General features: G+C 66.7%; 11 protein-coding genes. 2 read left to right on the top strand and 9 right to left on the bottom strand.

The genetic code is table 11. From position 1 onward, the window contains the following. Nucleotides 1-51: 51 nt before the first annotated feature. The 9 genes from flhA to RBB46_RS12900 all read right to left on the bottom strand — a co-directional run bounded on the left by flhA (nucleotide 52) and on the right by RBB46_RS12900 (nucleotide 11896). Complete coding sequence (gene flhA / locus RBB46_RS12860) at nucleotides 52-2214, bottom strand: flagellar biosynthesis protein FlhA (RefSeq protein WP_306029390.1); 2163 nt, start codon at nucleotides 2212-2214, stop codon at nucleotides 52-54. 76 nt (nucleotides 2215-2290) lie between these two features. Continuing rightward, nucleotides 2291-3664: a sigma-54 dependent transcriptional regulator gene (locus tag RBB46_RS12865; protein WP_306029391.1), complete on the bottom strand. Its 1374-nt coding sequence runs from the start codon at nucleotides 3662-3664 to the stop codon at nucleotides 2291-2293. 18 nt (nucleotides 3665-3682) lie between these two features. Next, the gene (fliN, locus tag RBB46_RS12870) at nucleotides 3683-3985 is read right to left on the bottom strand and encodes a flagellar motor switch protein FliN (RefSeq protein WP_306029453.1); all 303 of its coding nucleotides are present in this window, start codon (nucleotides 3983-3985) and stop codon (nucleotides 3683-3685) included. Between the two features lie 59 nt (nucleotides 3986-4044). Next, a complete protein-coding gene (locus RBB46_RS12875) occupies nucleotides 4045-4773 on the bottom strand; it encodes a FliH/SctL family protein (protein ID WP_306029392.1) in 729 nt (242 codons plus the stop codon). 18 nt (nucleotides 4774-4791) lie between these two features. Then, complete coding sequence (gene fliG, locus RBB46_RS12880; RefSeq protein ID WP_306029393.1) at nucleotides 4792-5856, bottom strand: flagellar motor switch protein FliG; 1065 nt, start codon at nucleotides 5854-5856, stop codon at nucleotides 4792-4794. Next, entirely contained in the window at nucleotides 5853-7490 is a 1638-nt protein-coding gene (gene fliF, locus RBB46_RS12885) for a flagellar basal-body MS-ring/collar protein FliF (protein WP_306029394.1), read from the bottom strand. The genes fliG and fliF overlap by 4 nt, the downstream gene beginning before the upstream one ends. A gap of 407 nt (nucleotides 7491-7897) precedes the next feature. Then, nucleotides 7898-8173, bottom strand: a complete 276-nt coding sequence (locus RBB46_RS12890; protein ID WP_181759451.1) for a DUF1153 domain-containing protein — start codon at nucleotides 8171-8173, stop codon at nucleotides 7898-7900. Nucleotides 8174-8461: 288 nt separating this feature from the next. Further along, nucleotides 8462-9130, bottom strand: coding sequence for a flagellar hook assembly protein FlgD (locus tag RBB46_RS12895; RefSeq protein ID WP_306029395.1), 669 nt, complete (start codon nucleotides 9128-9130; stop codon nucleotides 8462-8464). Nucleotides 9131-9187: 57 nt separating this feature from the next. Continuing rightward, nucleotides 9188-11896 (bottom strand): flagellar hook-length control protein FliK, encoded by a 2709-nt coding sequence (locus tag RBB46_RS12900; protein ID WP_306029396.1) that lies wholly within the window; start codon nucleotides 11894-11896, stop codon nucleotides 9188-9190. A 544-nt stretch (nucleotides 11897-12440) separates the two neighbouring features. Here RBB46_RS12900 and mnmA point away from each other — a divergent pair. Both mnmA and RBB46_RS12910 read left to right on the top strand, forming a co-directional pair. Beyond that, nucleotides 12441-13628: a tRNA 2-thiouridine(34) synthase MnmA gene (gene mnmA, locus RBB46_RS12905; RefSeq protein WP_306029397.1), complete on the top strand. Its 1188-nt coding sequence runs from the start codon at nucleotides 12441-12443 to the stop codon at nucleotides 13626-13628. Next, nucleotides 13628-14329, top strand: a complete 702-nt coding sequence (locus RBB46_RS12910) for a class I SAM-dependent methyltransferase (RefSeq protein ID WP_306029398.1) — start codon at nucleotides 13628-13630, stop codon at nucleotides 14327-14329. The genes mnmA and RBB46_RS12910 overlap by 1 nt, the downstream gene beginning before the upstream one ends. The last annotated feature ends 114 nt before the right edge of the window (nucleotides 14330-14443 follow it).

Here is a 14443-nt window from a genome sequence, read left to right on the forward strand (position 1 = left end):
TTCGGCAACCGTCGTTAGGCACCCGCCGTGCTGCGGGCGCCCGCGTTTTCATCACACCGACCCGACCGTCTTCAGCCTGGCGCGCGGATGCACCTCGTTCTGGCTCATCACGGTGGTGTGGGCGCGGAAGCGCTCGACGATGGAGCGCACGAAGGGGCGCGATTGCGGCGAGGTCAGAAGCACCGGCACCTCGCCGGCCTGGGCCGCCTGCTCGAAGGCGTCGCGCACCAGACGGACGAACTCCTGCAGCTTCGAGGGCGCCATCGCCAGCGAGCGCTCCTCGCCGTCGCCGACGATGGACTCGATGAACGCCTGCTCCCATTGCGGCGACAGGGCGATCAGCGGCAGATAGCCGCCCGGTGCCTGGTTGGCGGCCGAGATCTGGCGGGCAAGACGGGTGCGCACATGCTCCGCGATCATCGCCGGATTGCGGGTGAAGCCCGTCGCCTCCGCAACCCCTTCCAGGATCGTGCCCAGGTCGCGCACCGAGATGCGTTCGGCCAGGAGCGCCTGCAGCACCCGCTGGATGCCGGAGACGGTGATCTGCGAGGGCACGATGTCCTCCACCAGCTTCGCCTGTTCGCCGGTGATCTCCTTGAGCAGCTTCTGCACGTCGGCATAGGTCAGCAGTTCGGAGACATTGCCGCGGATGGTCTCGGTGAGATGGGTGGCAAGCACGGTCGCGGGATCGACCACGGTGTAGCCGCGCAGCGCCGCGTCCTCGCGATACTGGCCCTCGACCCAGGTTGCGGGCAGGCCGAAGGTCGGCTCGGTCGTGTGCGTGCCCGGCAGCTTCACCTGGCCGCCGGCCGGATCCATGACCATGTAGTGGCTGGGGAAGAGCTGGCCGTTGCCCGCCGGCACTTCCTTGACCTTGATGACATAGTCGTTGGCGCCCAGCTGGATGTTGTCGAGGATGCGCACCGGCGGCATCAATATGCCCAGATCGGCGGCGAGCTGGCGGCGCAGCGCCTTGATCTGCTCGGTCAGCTGGTCGCCGTCCGCGCTCTGGCCGTTGATCAGCGGCAGCAGGGCATAGCCGAGCTCGATCCTGAGCTCGTCCATCTTCAGGGATTCGGTGACCGGCGGCTCCGTCGGCTTGGCCGGCTCGGCCGCGGCGACTTCCGCCATGCGCACCTCTTCCGCCGCCACCCTTTGCGTCTTGCTCGACCGATAGGCGAGATAGCCGGCCAGCCCGGCCAGGCCCAGGAACGGGATCATCGGAATGCCCGGCAGCATCGCCAGCGTCACCATCACGAAGGACGACATGCCGAGCGCCTTCGGGTAGCCGGAAAGCTGCCGGCCGAGCGCCTTGTCGGCGGAGCCCGCGACACCGGCCTTCGACACCAGCAGGCCGGCGGCCGTCGACACGATCAGCGCCGGGATCTGCGACACGAGGCCGTCGCCGATCGTCAGCAGCGTGTAGGTGGTCGCCGCCTGCGAGAAGCTCAGGTCCATCTGCGCGACGCCGATGATGATGCCGCCGATGATGTTGATGAAGGTGATCAGCAGACCGGCGATCGCATCGCCGCGCACGAATTTCGAGGCACCGTCCATGGCGCCGAAGAACGAGCTCTCGTCCTCCAGGTCGCGCCGGCGCTGGCGTGCCGTTCCCTCGTCGATCAACCCGGCGGAAAGATCCGCGTCGATCGCCATCTGCTTGCCGGGCATCGCGTCGAGTGTGAAGCGCGCCGCGACCTCGGCGATACGGCCCGAACCCTTGGTGATGACGACGAAGTTCACGATCACCAGGATCGAGAACACGATGATGCCGATGATGAAGTTGCCGCCCATGACGAAATGGCCAAAGGCCTCGATGACCTCGCCGGCCGCGTCCGTTCCCTCGTGGCCGTTGGCCAGGATCAGGCGCGTGGAGGCGAGGTTGAGCGCCAGCCGCAGCATCGTGGCGATCAAGAGCACGGTCGGGAAGGAGGAGAACTCGAGCGGCTTCTGGATGAACAGGCCGGTCATCAGGATCAGCACGGAGAAGATGATCGAGATGGCCAGGAACATGTCGAGCATCATCGCCGGCATCGGCAGGATGAGCACGACCAGGATGATCATGACGCCAAGCGCCAGCGCGATGTCGCCGCGCCGGATCGTATCCCAGACCGTGGCCAGGCTCGGGGTGCCGGCCGGCAGGCGGAAACCGCCACCTGGCGCCGTTGCCGGAACCTTGGCCTGAGAGCCCTCGCTCGCCGTCACATCGCTCATTCTCGACCCTTCGTCACCCTGTCAGCCGTCTCAGTGGCCATTCGCCTGTCGCGTCGCCCGCCGCCCGTCACCCGCCTCAGGCGACGGCGACGCGCGCCTCGCCGGGACCCGGCACGTCCAGACCTTCATCGGCATACTGATTCAGCTTGTTGCGCAAGGTGCGGATCGAGATGCCGAGGATTTTCGCTGCATGGGTGCGGTTGCCCAGGCAATGATCCAGTGTGTCGAGGATCAGGTCGCGCTCCACATCGGCGACCGTACGCCCGACCAGGACCCGGTTGATGGCCTCCGCCGTGGCCGCCGCATCGGCGGCGATCCGCGCATCGGCGGTCCGTCCACCCGAGATCGGGCTGCCGTCCGGCATGCGGATCGCGTCGAGGTCGATCTCGTCGGCGCTGGCCAGCAGGACGGCGCGGTGCATGGTGTTTTCCAGCTCGCGCACATTGCCCGGCCAGGGGTTGGACAGCAGCATCCTGCGCGCGTCCTCGGAGATCGGGCGCTTCGCGACGCCGTTCTCGCGCGCATAGCGCTCGACGAAGTGGTTGGCCAGTTCGAGAATGTCGCTCGGCCGCTCGCGCAGCGGCGGAAGCTTCAGGTTGACCACGTTGAGGCGGTAGAGCAGATCCTCGCGGAACGTGCCGGTCCGCACGCTTTCGGCAAGATCACGGTTCGACGTCGCGATGATGCGGATGTCGACGGGCACGGGCTTGGTACCGCCGACCCGGTCGATCACCCGTTCCTGGATGGCGCGCAGGAGTTTCGCCTGCAGGCGCACGTCCATCTCGGAAATCTCGTCGAGAAGCAGCGTGCCCCCGTCCGCTTCCTCGAACTTGCCGACCCGCCGTGCGATGGCGCCGGTGAAAGCACCCTTCTCGTGGCCGAAAAGCTCAGATTCCAGCAGGTGCTCGGGGATCGCCGCGCAGTTGATCGAGATGAACGGCTTGTCGGCCCGGTTCGAACGCGAATGCACGTAGCGGGAGATCACTTCCTTGCCGGAACCGCTCTCGCCGGTCACCAGGATCGAGGCATCGGACGGCGCGATCTGCTCGGCAAGCCGGACGACGGCGGCCATCGCCCCGTCGCGATAGATGACGCTCGACTGGTCGCGCGCGACCGCCGCCAGAACAGCCGCGATCATCTCGGGATCCGGCGGCAGCGGAATGTATTCCTTGGCGCCGGCGCGGATGGCGCTCACCGCTGCACTGGCGTCCGTCTTGACGCCGCAGGCAACGACCGGCAGGTGGAAGCGCTCCCCCTGCAGCCGCGCGATCAGCTCGGCAATGTCGAGCCCGACATCCGCCATCACAAGATCGGCGCCGCGCCCGGCGCGCAGGACCTTCAGCATCTCCTCGATGCTGGCCGCATGGGTGACGGCGGCGCCCCGATCCATTGCGATCTTCGAGGCGGTGATCAACTGGCCTTCGAGAGTGCCGACGATCAACAGTCGCATGGTCTTCTCCTGCTCCGATCAGCGATCGGACTTGATGATTTCTGTCATGGTGACACCGAGCTTGTCCTCCACGAGGACCACCTCGCCGCGCGCCACCAGACGGTCATTCACATAGATGTCGATGGCCTCGCCGACCTTGCGGTCGAGCTTCAGGACCGTGCCCGGCGCCAGCCGCAACAGGTCCGACACATGCATCCGCGAGTGGCCGAGCACGGCGGAAATCTGCACGGGCACATCGAACACCGCCTCCAGATCGGCCGCGCTGCGTGCCTGCGAATGGTCGCGATCGCTACCCTCGCGATGCGTCTCCTGCGCTTCCATCTCGGCGAGTGGAATTCCCGCCCGGGACAGGTCGCCGTCGATGTCCTTGTCGATATCGCTCATCCGTCAATCCGCTCCTCGGCGGGCTCGTGGTTGAGGGACGCCTGCTGTCCCTTGCCGGCGCGCCGGCTTTCGAAGTACCGCCGGGCGGCCTGGTCGACCTGCTTCTCGATCGCCTTGCGATCGCGCACGATGCCCCCGTCCGCCCATTCGATCCGGCAATCGCCGGCGCTGATATCAGGCTCGCCCAGAAACACCAGGCGGCCCTCGAAACCCTTCTCCGCGACCAGCGGGTCGACCCGCTCCTTGAGCGCCGCCAGATCGCTGTCGCGCACCCGGATCACCAGATGCGGCGCCCGCCGCAGCGGCCCGAGGCACTCGGAGATCAGCGCGACGATCTCGCCCAGCGGCTCGCGGGCGATCAGATGCGCGCACAGCCGGCGCGCCACCAGGAAGGCCAGCGCGACCGCGTCCTTCTCGTGACGGGCCTGCTCGGTGTCGAGCTGGCCGATCAGCGCCGAAACGGTCTCGGCCAGCCGGCCGGCCTCGTCGGCGAACCGGCCTTCGTCGCTCTGCTGGCGCTCGACCGCCGCTTCAGCGCGGCCGCGCTCGTAGGCGGCCTGTTCGGCGGCGGCGACCAGTGCACGGTGCTCAGCGAGCGGGATCGTGGGAACCACCGGCTCCACGACCTCCTCGACCTCTTCCTCCTGAGGCACGTCGATCGCCGCAAAGTTGCGGTCGAAGAGGAAGCGGTTGACCTTCATCGGTGTGCTCGCAATTCGTGTCATCATCGTGCTTCAGGCCACCTAGTAGATGATCTCGTCATCGCCCTTGCTCTTGGACAGCATCAGCTCTCCCTTCGCGGCGAGGTCCTTGGCGGTCGCCACCATTCCCGACTGCGCCTCGTCCACGTCGCGCAGGCGGATCGGTCCGAGCGCGTCCATGTCGTCCTGCATCATCCGGGCGGCGCGCGAGGACATGTTGGAGAAGAAGAACTCGCGCACCGATTCCGACGCACCCTTGAGCGCGATCGCCAGGCGGTCCTTCTCGACGCTGCGCAGCAGCGTCTGGCAGCTGCCCGCATCGAGTTTCATCAGGTCGTCGAACGTGAACATCAGCGTCTTGATGCGCTCGGCCGAGTCGCGGTTTTCCTCTTCCAGCGCGGCCAGGAACCGGGCCTCCGTCTGGCGGTCGAAATTGTTGAAGATGTCGGCCATCATCTCGTGGCTGTCGCGCCGCGAGGTGTTGGTCAGGTTCGACATGAACTCGACACGGAGCGTCTGCTCGACCTTCTCCAGCACTTCCTTCTGGATCGATTCCATCTTCAGCATGCGCGAGATGACCTCCAGGGCCAGCTCCTCGGGCAGGATGCCGAGCACCTTGGCGGCGTGATCCGGATCGATCTTCGACAGCACCACGGCGACGGTCTGCGGGTACTCGTTCTTCAGGTAGTTGGCGAGGACATTCTCCTGCACGTTGGAGAGCTTTTCCCACATGTTGCGGCCCGCCGGTCCGCGGATCTCCTCCATGATGATGGAAACGCGATCGCGCGGCAGGAAGCTCGCCAGCAGGCGCTCGGTGACGTCGACATTGCCGTTCAGCGCGCCGTTGCTGGAGATCTTCTTGACGAAGTCGACAAACAGCTCCTCGAGCATCGTCGGCGTCACCGGACCCAGCCGCGACATCGCGGCGGAGACTTCGCGGACCTCCATCTCGTCGAGCTGTTCCCAGATGCGGCGCCCGTGCTTTTCGCCGAGCGCCAGCAACAGGACGGCAACGCGCTCTGTTCCCTTGAGATCGCGCTCCTTCTCGGAGGAGCTGATCGTCAGGTGGCTGTGCGCCGTGGTCTGGATGCTGTTTGCGATACTCATGCCGCTTCATTCATCCAGCTACGGATGATCCCGACTGCTTCTTTCGGATATTCGTCGATCAGCGCGCCGACCTTTGCGATGGTGGCGACCTGGACCGCGCCCTGCGCCTGGGCCTCTTCCAGCCACTCGATACGCGGCTCGCCGTTCTCGTCGGTCTCGCCTGGCATCGAGCGGTCACCCGACTGGTCGGCCAGCATCGGGCTTTCCAGCGGCTGGCCGTCGGAGCCGAGCAGGACCGGCGCGGCCGGCTCCTCGACCGTGAGGATGCGCTTGATCAGGGGGCGCACCGCGAAGAGCGTCAGCAGCACCGCGATCAGGAACAGAACGCCCAGCTCGACGAAACGCATCATGTCGGCGCGGGTGAACTCGAACAGACCGGCCTCTTCCTCCGCCAGCACGCTGTTGGGCGCCTGGGCGAAGCGCAGGTTGACCACCTCGACCGTATCGCCGCGGCGCTCGTCGAAGCCGACCGCCGAGCGCACCAGCGTCTCGATCCGCTCCAGCTCTTCCGCCGTGCGCGGCTCGTAGGCGATATCGCCGTTGGCGTCCGGCGCATAGACGCCGTCGACCAGCACTGCCACCGACAGGCGCTTCAACCCGCCGGCTTCGATGGTCTCGGTCTTCACCGACTTGGAGATCTCGAAATTGACGATCTCCTCGTTCTGGTTGGCGATGTCGCGATTGCCGTCCTCGCCGGTCTGCTGGTCGGCCTCGGGCAGCTGGTTGCCGGCGGTCACCGCGCCCCGGCGGCCGATGGTCGAGGAATTCTCTTCCCGTGTCTGCGTCGAGCGCACGACCTGGCCTTCCGGGTCGAAGGTCTCCTGCGTTTCGGAGGTGCGGGTATGGTCGAGCTCCAGCGCGACACGCACCCGCGACCGGCCGACGCCGACCACCGAATTGAGGATCTCCTCGACCTGCGAGCGCAGCCGCGCTTCCATCGACTGGGTCCGTTCCTGCAGCGAGGAAGCGAGGAAACCTTCGCCTTCCTCGCCCGCGCCGCTGGCCAGCAGTCGGCCGGTCTCGTCGACGATCGAGACGAAATTCGGCTGCAGCCCCTCGACGGCGGTCGCCACGAGATGCTGGATCGCGCGGATCTGGCCGGGATCGAGCGACCCGCGCACGGACAGCGCGATCGAGGCGGATGGCGGCTGGGCATCGCGCTGGAACAGCCGGCGCTCCGGCAGCACCAGGTGAACGCGCGCCGACTTGATGCGGCCGATGGAGCGGATGGTGCGGGCGAGCTCGCCTTCGAGCGCCCGGGTGCGATTGATATTCTGGACGAAGCTGGTGGAACCGAGCGTGTCGGCCTTGTCGAAGATCTCGTAGCCGACGGATCCGCCGAGCGGCAGGCCCTGTTCGGCAAGGCGCATGCGGACGCGGAACACCTCCTCGTCGGAGACCAGGATCGTCGCGCCGTCGTTCAGCAGCTCATAAGGCACCGCGAGGCTGTCGAGCTGGGAGACGATTGCGGAGGAATCCTCGAAGGTGAGATCTGTGTAGAGCGGCGTCATCTGCGGCGCGGTAACGCGCAGCATGATCAAGGCGAACACGCCGACCAGGATTGCCGCGACAGCGCCCATCGCGGCGAGGCGGCCAGGTCCCAGTGCCTTTACAAGATCCGCAAGTCCGTTCACGTGCCACCCGTTCGATGCTCTTGGAAAGAACCGTTTGAGACCGGGCCACCCGGGAAAGCCCTGGGGATGAGGGGATGGAAAAAGGCGCCCCCGGATGGCCGGTAGGCAAAATTTGCCCGCCAGATGGTAAACAAGGTGTTAACGCGCGTTAGCAAATGGTGAAAACGGCTGTTTTCCGCCGAAAATCATTGGCGAAATGCGACCGGAACCCGGCAAGATTGACCGGCCTCGTTAACCTTTCCTGAAACGTCGACGAGTCGCGCCGCACGGATCCCGGCCAGGCGCCGCCGTGGGCGTCGTGCGCGACGAGGCCCGGGGCGCGGCAAACGCAAAAAGGCCGGCTTGAGGGCCGGCCTTGCGTCATGTTCGAGGATCTGCGGAACTGTTCGGGCGGGGAAGCTTGCCGATCAGTTCCGGTATTGCTGCACGCGGGTCGCGCGCAGGCCGGCAAGACCATGCCGATCGATGGAACTCTGCCAGGAGAGGAATTCCTCAACGGTCAGCGTATACCGCTTGCAGGCTTCGTCCAGGGACAGCAGTCCGCCACGCACGGCGGCCACCACCTCTGCCTTTCGCCTGATTACCCATCGCCTCGTTGATACCGGAGGAAGATCGGCAATCGTAAGCGGCGACCCGTCAGGGCCGATAACATATTTGACACGCGCACTCGCTCGGTCGGTCATTGTACACTCACACTCAACATGACCACGTTGACTATGAATGTAACTGTTTGGCTTTAAAATTTGCCTAAGCCCAAAGCAACAATTCGGTAAGAATTGGAACGACTCAGAAAACCTTTCGACAGTCGTAAAGCGAGGAAAACATTGGGCTAGGCGATACTGCGCCGGTTTCGCAAATTGGGAACCGGGACGGTCGGAAAAAAAATAAACCGGCGACGACAGGTTTTCCTGTCCGCGCCGGTTTGTCGCCAGTCCCCCGGAGCAGCGGCCTTGGCCGCGCCCCCGCGACCGCTACGAGGTCGAATTCACGGAAATCACCGCGCTGGCCGGGATACGGACGCCGCCCACGGTCAGGACCGCGCCGGACGAGGTGAACTCGATGCCCTCGACCGTTCCCGAGACTTCGGTCGCGACCGGAATGCTCGGATTGCCCTTCTCGTCGTAGCGTCCGATAGAGATCGTGTAGTTGCCCTCAGGCGCTGCGGACCCTGCTGTGGTGGTCCCGTCCCAGGTATAGGCATTGCGCCCCGACGACAGGTCGGCATCGGCTGTGTAGATCACCGCGCCGAGCTCGTTGCGGATCTCGATCTTCGCCTTGCCGGAGCTGGGGGAATCGTAGGTCCAGTTCGCCTCGCCGTCGGAAAGCTGCGTGGTGGCACCGGAGGCCACCACATTGGTGCCCAGATAGCTGACATAGCTCGACGCCGTCGTCGCCGCCATGACGCCCAGCAGGTCGCCAAGCTGATCGTTCGTCTTGATCTGCTGTTCGACCGAGGAATACTGAACCAGCTGCTCCGTGTATTTCGATGAATCCATCGGGTCGAGCGGATCCTGGTTCTTGATCTGCGTCGTCAGGATCGACAGGAACAGCTCGTAATTGTTCGACAGCGCCGACATCGACGTGATCGAGGATCCCGATCCCGCCGAACCGCTACCGCCTGTAATGCCGCTTGTCGTCATCGCATTCTACTCCTGCCAGGGGCTGGCGACTGACGCCTGCCCCGCCCCTGAACCGGGCTAGATCTGGATATCGAGGGCGCCGCTGGCGCCGCTCACATAGGCCCGTGCCGCTGCCATCGGCAGCGTGTCGCCGTCCTCCTTCTGGAGGACACCGCCTTCTCCAGGCTGCGAGGAGCGGCCATCGCCCCCCTCGCCCCGGTCGAAAGCCGTGGAACCGTTCTGGTTCATCAGCGACATCTCCAGTCCTGCATTTTCCAGCTTCAGGCCGGCGGCATCGAGTGCCCTTTCCAGCCCGCGCTGGTCGCGCAGGAACATGTCCAGTGTCTCGCTGCGCTCGACGGCGAGATGCGCTCTCACCGTTCCGTCCCGCGAGACCTTCAATTCAACGTCGACCCGGCCGAGCTCGGGCGGGTCCATACGGATCTGGAAGCGCGTTTGCCCCTTCTGGGCAAACCTGGCGACTTCCGCCGCCAGATGTGCGCTTGCCACTGCCGCGTTCTGCGGAAGTGCCGCCGTCGATCCGCGAATGGCGGCGGTCGAAACACTGGCCTGCGCCTCGGCGCGGGCAATCTCTGTCAGGCCGTTGAAGGGATCGCTCCCCTCTCCCTGGCTCGCATCGCCCTCCGCCATGGCGGCGGCGAAGGCGAGAGCAGCCGCGCTCACGCCGGGGCGCTGGATCTCGATCGGCTGGGGCGCGGCCGCCTGCGGCGCCGAGGTTCCCGCCGGCTTGCTGCTGCCTTCGCGCGCGGCGCCGGCGCCCTCACCGTCCTGTACGGGCGTGCCGGTCGTCGCCTCTTCGACGGCCTGCGCGTAGTCAAGCTCGCTCGTGCGGGCGGCGGCCGAAGCCGCGCCGCGCGGCAGGACGTTCCCAACCTGGCCGGTCAGCGCCGACATGGCCTGGCCGCTGGCAACCGGCGTGCCCTGCTCCCGCGAGACCGTCCCGGTCCGGCCGGCCGCGGCTGCGTCATCCGCCACCGTGCTGGTCGTGATGCTGATATCCATGTCGCCTGCCGGAACGACCGCGCCCGCAAGGGCGCTCGCCGGAGCCATCCCGGACACCGACAGCTTGCCGGCAACCGTTGCATCCGGCGCCGGTCGGATATTTGTGCCGGCGGCCGCGCTGGCAGCCGCATCCGTGGTCGGGGTTGCCCCCGCCCGAGCCGGATCAGCGGCTGCATCGGGGTGCTTCGCTGCCGTTCCCGGCGCCTCGCCCGGCAAGGCGCCGGCATCGGCATCGGCCGTCATGGCGAGAGCCTGGTCGCCCCCGGCCCGAACACCGATGCCCTGGTTTTTCGCAATCAGGCTTTCCGCGCCCTGGCGTCCGGGAAGCAGATCCTGGACGCTGCCTGCCTGCGGCTGCGAGGCGGCGCGCACGGACGCCTCCGCCCCGGTCGCGGCTTCGCCGGTGCCGGGTCCGCCAGTCCCGGAGAAGGCAGCCCCGTCCGTTTCCGTCGCCGGAACGCCTGTAACCGTCGCGACAAGCGAAGCGCCTGCGGTTTGCATCGGATCGGGTCCGGCACTCGTTCCCGCTGTCGCAGGAGCGCTACCAGTCCGCATGGCGGCCGAGCCGTCCTGGCCCTCGATACCGCTCGCCACCCTAGCCGGCCCGCCGGAGCGCTCGGTCGCGGTCGACGTGCCGGCACCGGTTGCGAGCGTTGCCTCGATGGTATTCCCACCAGGCCGGGCAACGGCCGCGGAAAGAGTTTCATAAGACAGGCTCGCGCCGGCCGATCCGGCAACCGCCGCGCCAGCGCCCGTCGTACCGGCACCGCTCGCATCGTTGCCGGCCAAAGCGGCTCCCGCCTGTATCTCGCCCGCCTGCAGCGTCATGGTCCGGGCTGCTTGCGCGGCGGCATCGTCGGACGCCGGCGAGGTCGCCGCCTTCGTCACCGCTCCGGCGACTGTCTGTGAATTCCCATCAGCTTCTGCGGCAAAGGCAAGACCGTCAGCCAAGCCGCCCGCGACCTTCGCCGACAGTGAGGCGCTGGTGGAGGGAAGACCGGACCTGTCGCCATCGTTCGAGGCAATTTCCGCTGGCGCCGTGCCCGTGCCCGGCACGGCGGGCTGCGTCAAAGCGCTCCCGGTTCCCACAGCACCGGACCCCCTGGTTGAGGATCCGCTCGACGCGCTTCCGGCGGTCGAAGTTCCGCCTTCCACGGCACCGGACACGCCCTCAGTGGCGCCGAGGGCTGCCTGCGCGGACAGCGCGGTTGAAAATCTCGTCCCTGCCGGAGTGTCGGTCAGGGTGGTCGAGGCCTGGCCTCCGGCCGCGATCATGCCCGAAAGGATGCCGGCAAGGCCCGCGGGAATGCCCGTCTGCGCCGCGACGCCGAGTGTCGTGCCCGCCGCACTGCCATCCACGGCAAGATCGGTTGTCAGTTGTTCCCCCGCGCCCTCGCCCGTCAGCGCACCGGCAATGACGCCCTCGCTCGCCCGGACGGCATCGGCGAACCATCCGTGCGGCGCCACTGCCGCCAGCGGCCCGGCCTCGATATCCAGCTGGACGAGCATGCTCGCATCCACATGCAGCTCGCGCAGGCCGGCAAGGGGAATGCCGCCACGCCCTGCAAAGCCCTGTGAAGACGCGCTGTCGCCGGCCGTGGTCCGCATGCCAGCCGTCACCGCACCCAGGTCGAGCGCGAACATCGACGGCGTCCCGGCCATCAGCCCGGCGCCGGTCGCCCGACCGGCAACCTGGCTCCCGGCCTGACCGGCAAGGCCTGCCACGCTTGCCGGGAAACTGGACACTGGATTGGCGAGGATCACGCGTCTCTCCGATTTCTCTGTCGCCTGCCCCGTCATCCGGATTGCGCAGGCCACTCTTCCGCCAATCTTGTCAGCAAATGCCGGGCCAACATGAAAAATGGCGGAAAACAGCGAATGTGGAAGAGAGCCCCCTTGTCTCCGGCCAGGCAATTTCTCACATACCGGGTAAACATTGCCGAGACCGGTAAGCTTTGCCGGGCGAGGACTGCACGATGCGCGTTGCCTTGAGCGCACCCTTTTCCTTTGCCCGGCCGATCCGCTATAGTCGCGCGCAACAGATGCGGGCTGCCAGACACGGGACCGGTCGCGTCCCCCAGCAAACCGTCCGCGCACCGGCACGGTGTCGCCAGGGCGACCGGCAACGGATCGGACGCGACAGGGCCGGATATCGCAACGGCAGGATCAGCCAGGAGCCGAGAATGGCAGGGGCGACGACGGCAGGCACGGCAACGGCCGGCATCCGGAGCCGACCAGGCGCGGAAACGCGTCGCCGGACAGGCCATCGGCCGGCACCGCAAGCAAACAGGACCGCAAGGTGACAGGCATGCTCAACAGTCTCGATATCCCGAAGCGGCCACAGGACACGCGTGTCGTCGTCGCCATGTCGGGCGGTGTCGATTCCTCCGTCGTGGCCGGGCTGATGAAGCGGGAAGGCTATGACGTCATCGGCGTCACGCTACAACTCTACGATCACGGCGAGGCGGTGCATCGCGCCGGCGCGTGCTGTGCCGGACAGGACATCCAGGACGCCCGGCGGGTGGCCGAGCGTCTGGGCATTCCCCACTACGTGCTCGACTATGAAGACCGCTTCCGCGAGAAGGTGATCGAGCGGTTCGCCGAGAGCTATATCGCCGGAGAGACGCCGATCCCCTGCGTCGCCTGCAACCAGACGGTCAAGTTCTCGGACCTTCTGGAAACCGCACGCACGCTCGGCGCCGACGTGCTCGCCACCGGCCACTACGTGCGCTCCCGTCTGATTGATGGTCACAGGGCCATGTTCCGGCCGGTCGACCTCGACCGCGACCAGAGCTATTTCCTCTTCGCCACCACGCCGGACCAGCTCGATTTCCTGCGCTTTCCCCTCGGCGGCATGACCAAGCCCGAGACCCGTGAGCTTGCCCGCGAGTTCGGCCTGTCCGTTGCGGAAAAGCAGGACAGCCAGGACATCTGCTTCGTGCCGCAGGGCAAGTATGCCGACGTGATCGAGCGGCTGAAGCCGAATGCCGCCGAGCCCGGCGATGTCGTTCATGTCGACGGCCGCGTGCTCGGCACCCACCAGGGCATCATCCACTACACGATCGGCCAGCGTCGCGGTATCGGCATCGCCACCGGCGAGCCGCTCTACGTGGTGCGCCTCAACGCGGAAGCCCGCCAGGTCGTCGTCGGCCCGCGCGAGGCACTCGGCACCCGCGAGATTGTCCTGCGCGACGTCAACTGGATCGGCCCCGGCAGTCTTGCCGACATCCCCGCCTCCGGCCTTGAGCTGCACGCCAAGGTCCGCTCGACCCGGCCGCCGAAGCCCGCCATCCTGCGGCTTGTCGACGGCGTCGCCATGCTCGACCTTGTCGACGGCGAAACGGGCGTCGCACCCGGCCAGGCCTGCGTCTTCTTCGACGATGACGGCGATGGCGGACGGGTGCTCGGCGGTGGCTGGATCGGCCGCACCATTCCCTCCGGCGCCGGCCTTGGCGCCAACGAGACAACACAAGCACGCGTGGTGGCAACACTCTGATGGCCGTTGAGTTCTTTCCTGTCAGCCGTATTCGCCGCCTGTTCGACAAGCTCCTGCGCCGCCTCGGCATCGGTGGCCGCGACGGGCTATCGCCCGCCAGCGCGGTCGAGAGTGCCTATGCCCGCTGGGCTCCTGTCTATGACTGGGTCTTCACCGCGCCGCTCATCGCCGGCCAGCGCGCCGCCGCAAGGGAAGCGAACCGCCACGCCGGAGAACTGGTCGAGGTCGGGGTCGGCACCGGCCTGTCGCTGCCGCTTTACGATCCGTCGCTGTCGATCACCGGCATCGACCTGTCGAAGCCCATGCTGGCGCGCGCCCGCGACCGGATCCGCCGCAAGAAGCTGAAGAATGTCGCCGCCTTGCGGGCCATGGACGCCTCGCAAATGGACTTCCAGGACGCCCGCTTCGACATCGCCACGGTGATGTATGTGGTCAGCGTGGTCCCGGACCCGGCAGCCGTGCTCAAGGAACTGGAACGCGTCGTGCGCCCGGGCGGCACGGTCATCATCGTCAACCATTTCGCATCCGAACGCGGTGTGCTCGCCGCCATCGAGCGCTTTCTCGCCCGCTTCGCCGAGAACCTCGGCTGGGATCCGCTCTTCCCCCGCGAAAAGGTGCTGGCCAACACCTCCATGGTGCTGGAGAGCGAGAGCCGTCACGGTCCCTTCGGCCTCTTCACCATGATGGTCTTCCGCCGCTAGGGGTTGGACCCGGCCAGCGCCTCCCCGCAGGCGCCGAAACGCAGACGGCCCGGGATCGCTCCCGGGCCTTTCTTTTGTGTTCGGATGCGGAACGAGTCGCCTCGAGGCTGGCCC

Origin of the sequence: Stappia sp. MMSF_3263 (genome assembly GCF_030733745.1) — a bacterium.
Lineage (GTDB): Bacteria > Pseudomonadota > Alphaproteobacteria > Rhizobiales > Stappiaceae > Stappia.

What these genes read in the sequence shown, in the direction of transcription:
- flhA (WP_306029390.1), bottom strand. Translation starts at nt 2,214, where the DNA reads ATGAGCGATGTGACGGCGAGCGAGGGCTCTCAGGCCAAGGTTCCGGCA.
- RBB46_RS12865 (WP_306029391.1), bottom strand. Translation starts at nt 3,664, where the DNA reads ATGCGACTGTTGATCGTCGGCACTCTCGAAGGCCAGTTGATCACCGCC.
- fliN (WP_306029453.1), bottom strand. Translation starts at nt 3,985, where the DNA reads ATGGAAGCGCAGGAGACGCATCGCGAGGGTAGCGATCGCGACCATTCG.
- RBB46_RS12875 (WP_306029392.1), bottom strand. Translation starts at nt 4,773, where the DNA reads ATGACACGAATTGCGAGCACACCGATGAAGGTCAACCGCTTCCTCTTC.
- fliG (WP_306029393.1), bottom strand. Translation starts at nt 5,856, where the DNA reads ATGAGTATCGCAAACAGCATCCAGACCACGGCGCACAGCCACCTGACG.
- RBB46_RS12890 (WP_181759451.1), bottom strand. Translation starts at nt 8,173, where the DNA reads ATGACCGACCGAGCGAGTGCGCGTGTCAAATATGTTATCGGCCCTGAC.
- RBB46_RS12895 (WP_306029395.1), bottom strand. Translation starts at nt 9,130, where the DNA reads ATGACGACAAGCGGCATTACAGGCGGTAGCGGTTCGGCGGGATCGGGA.
- mnmA (WP_306029397.1), top strand. Translation starts at nt 12,441, where the DNA reads ATGCTCAACAGTCTCGATATCCCGAAGCGGCCACAGGACACGCGTGTC.
- RBB46_RS12910 (WP_306029398.1), top strand. Translation starts at nt 13,628, where the DNA reads ATGGCCGTTGAGTTCTTTCCTGTCAGCCGTATTCGCCGCCTGTTCGAC.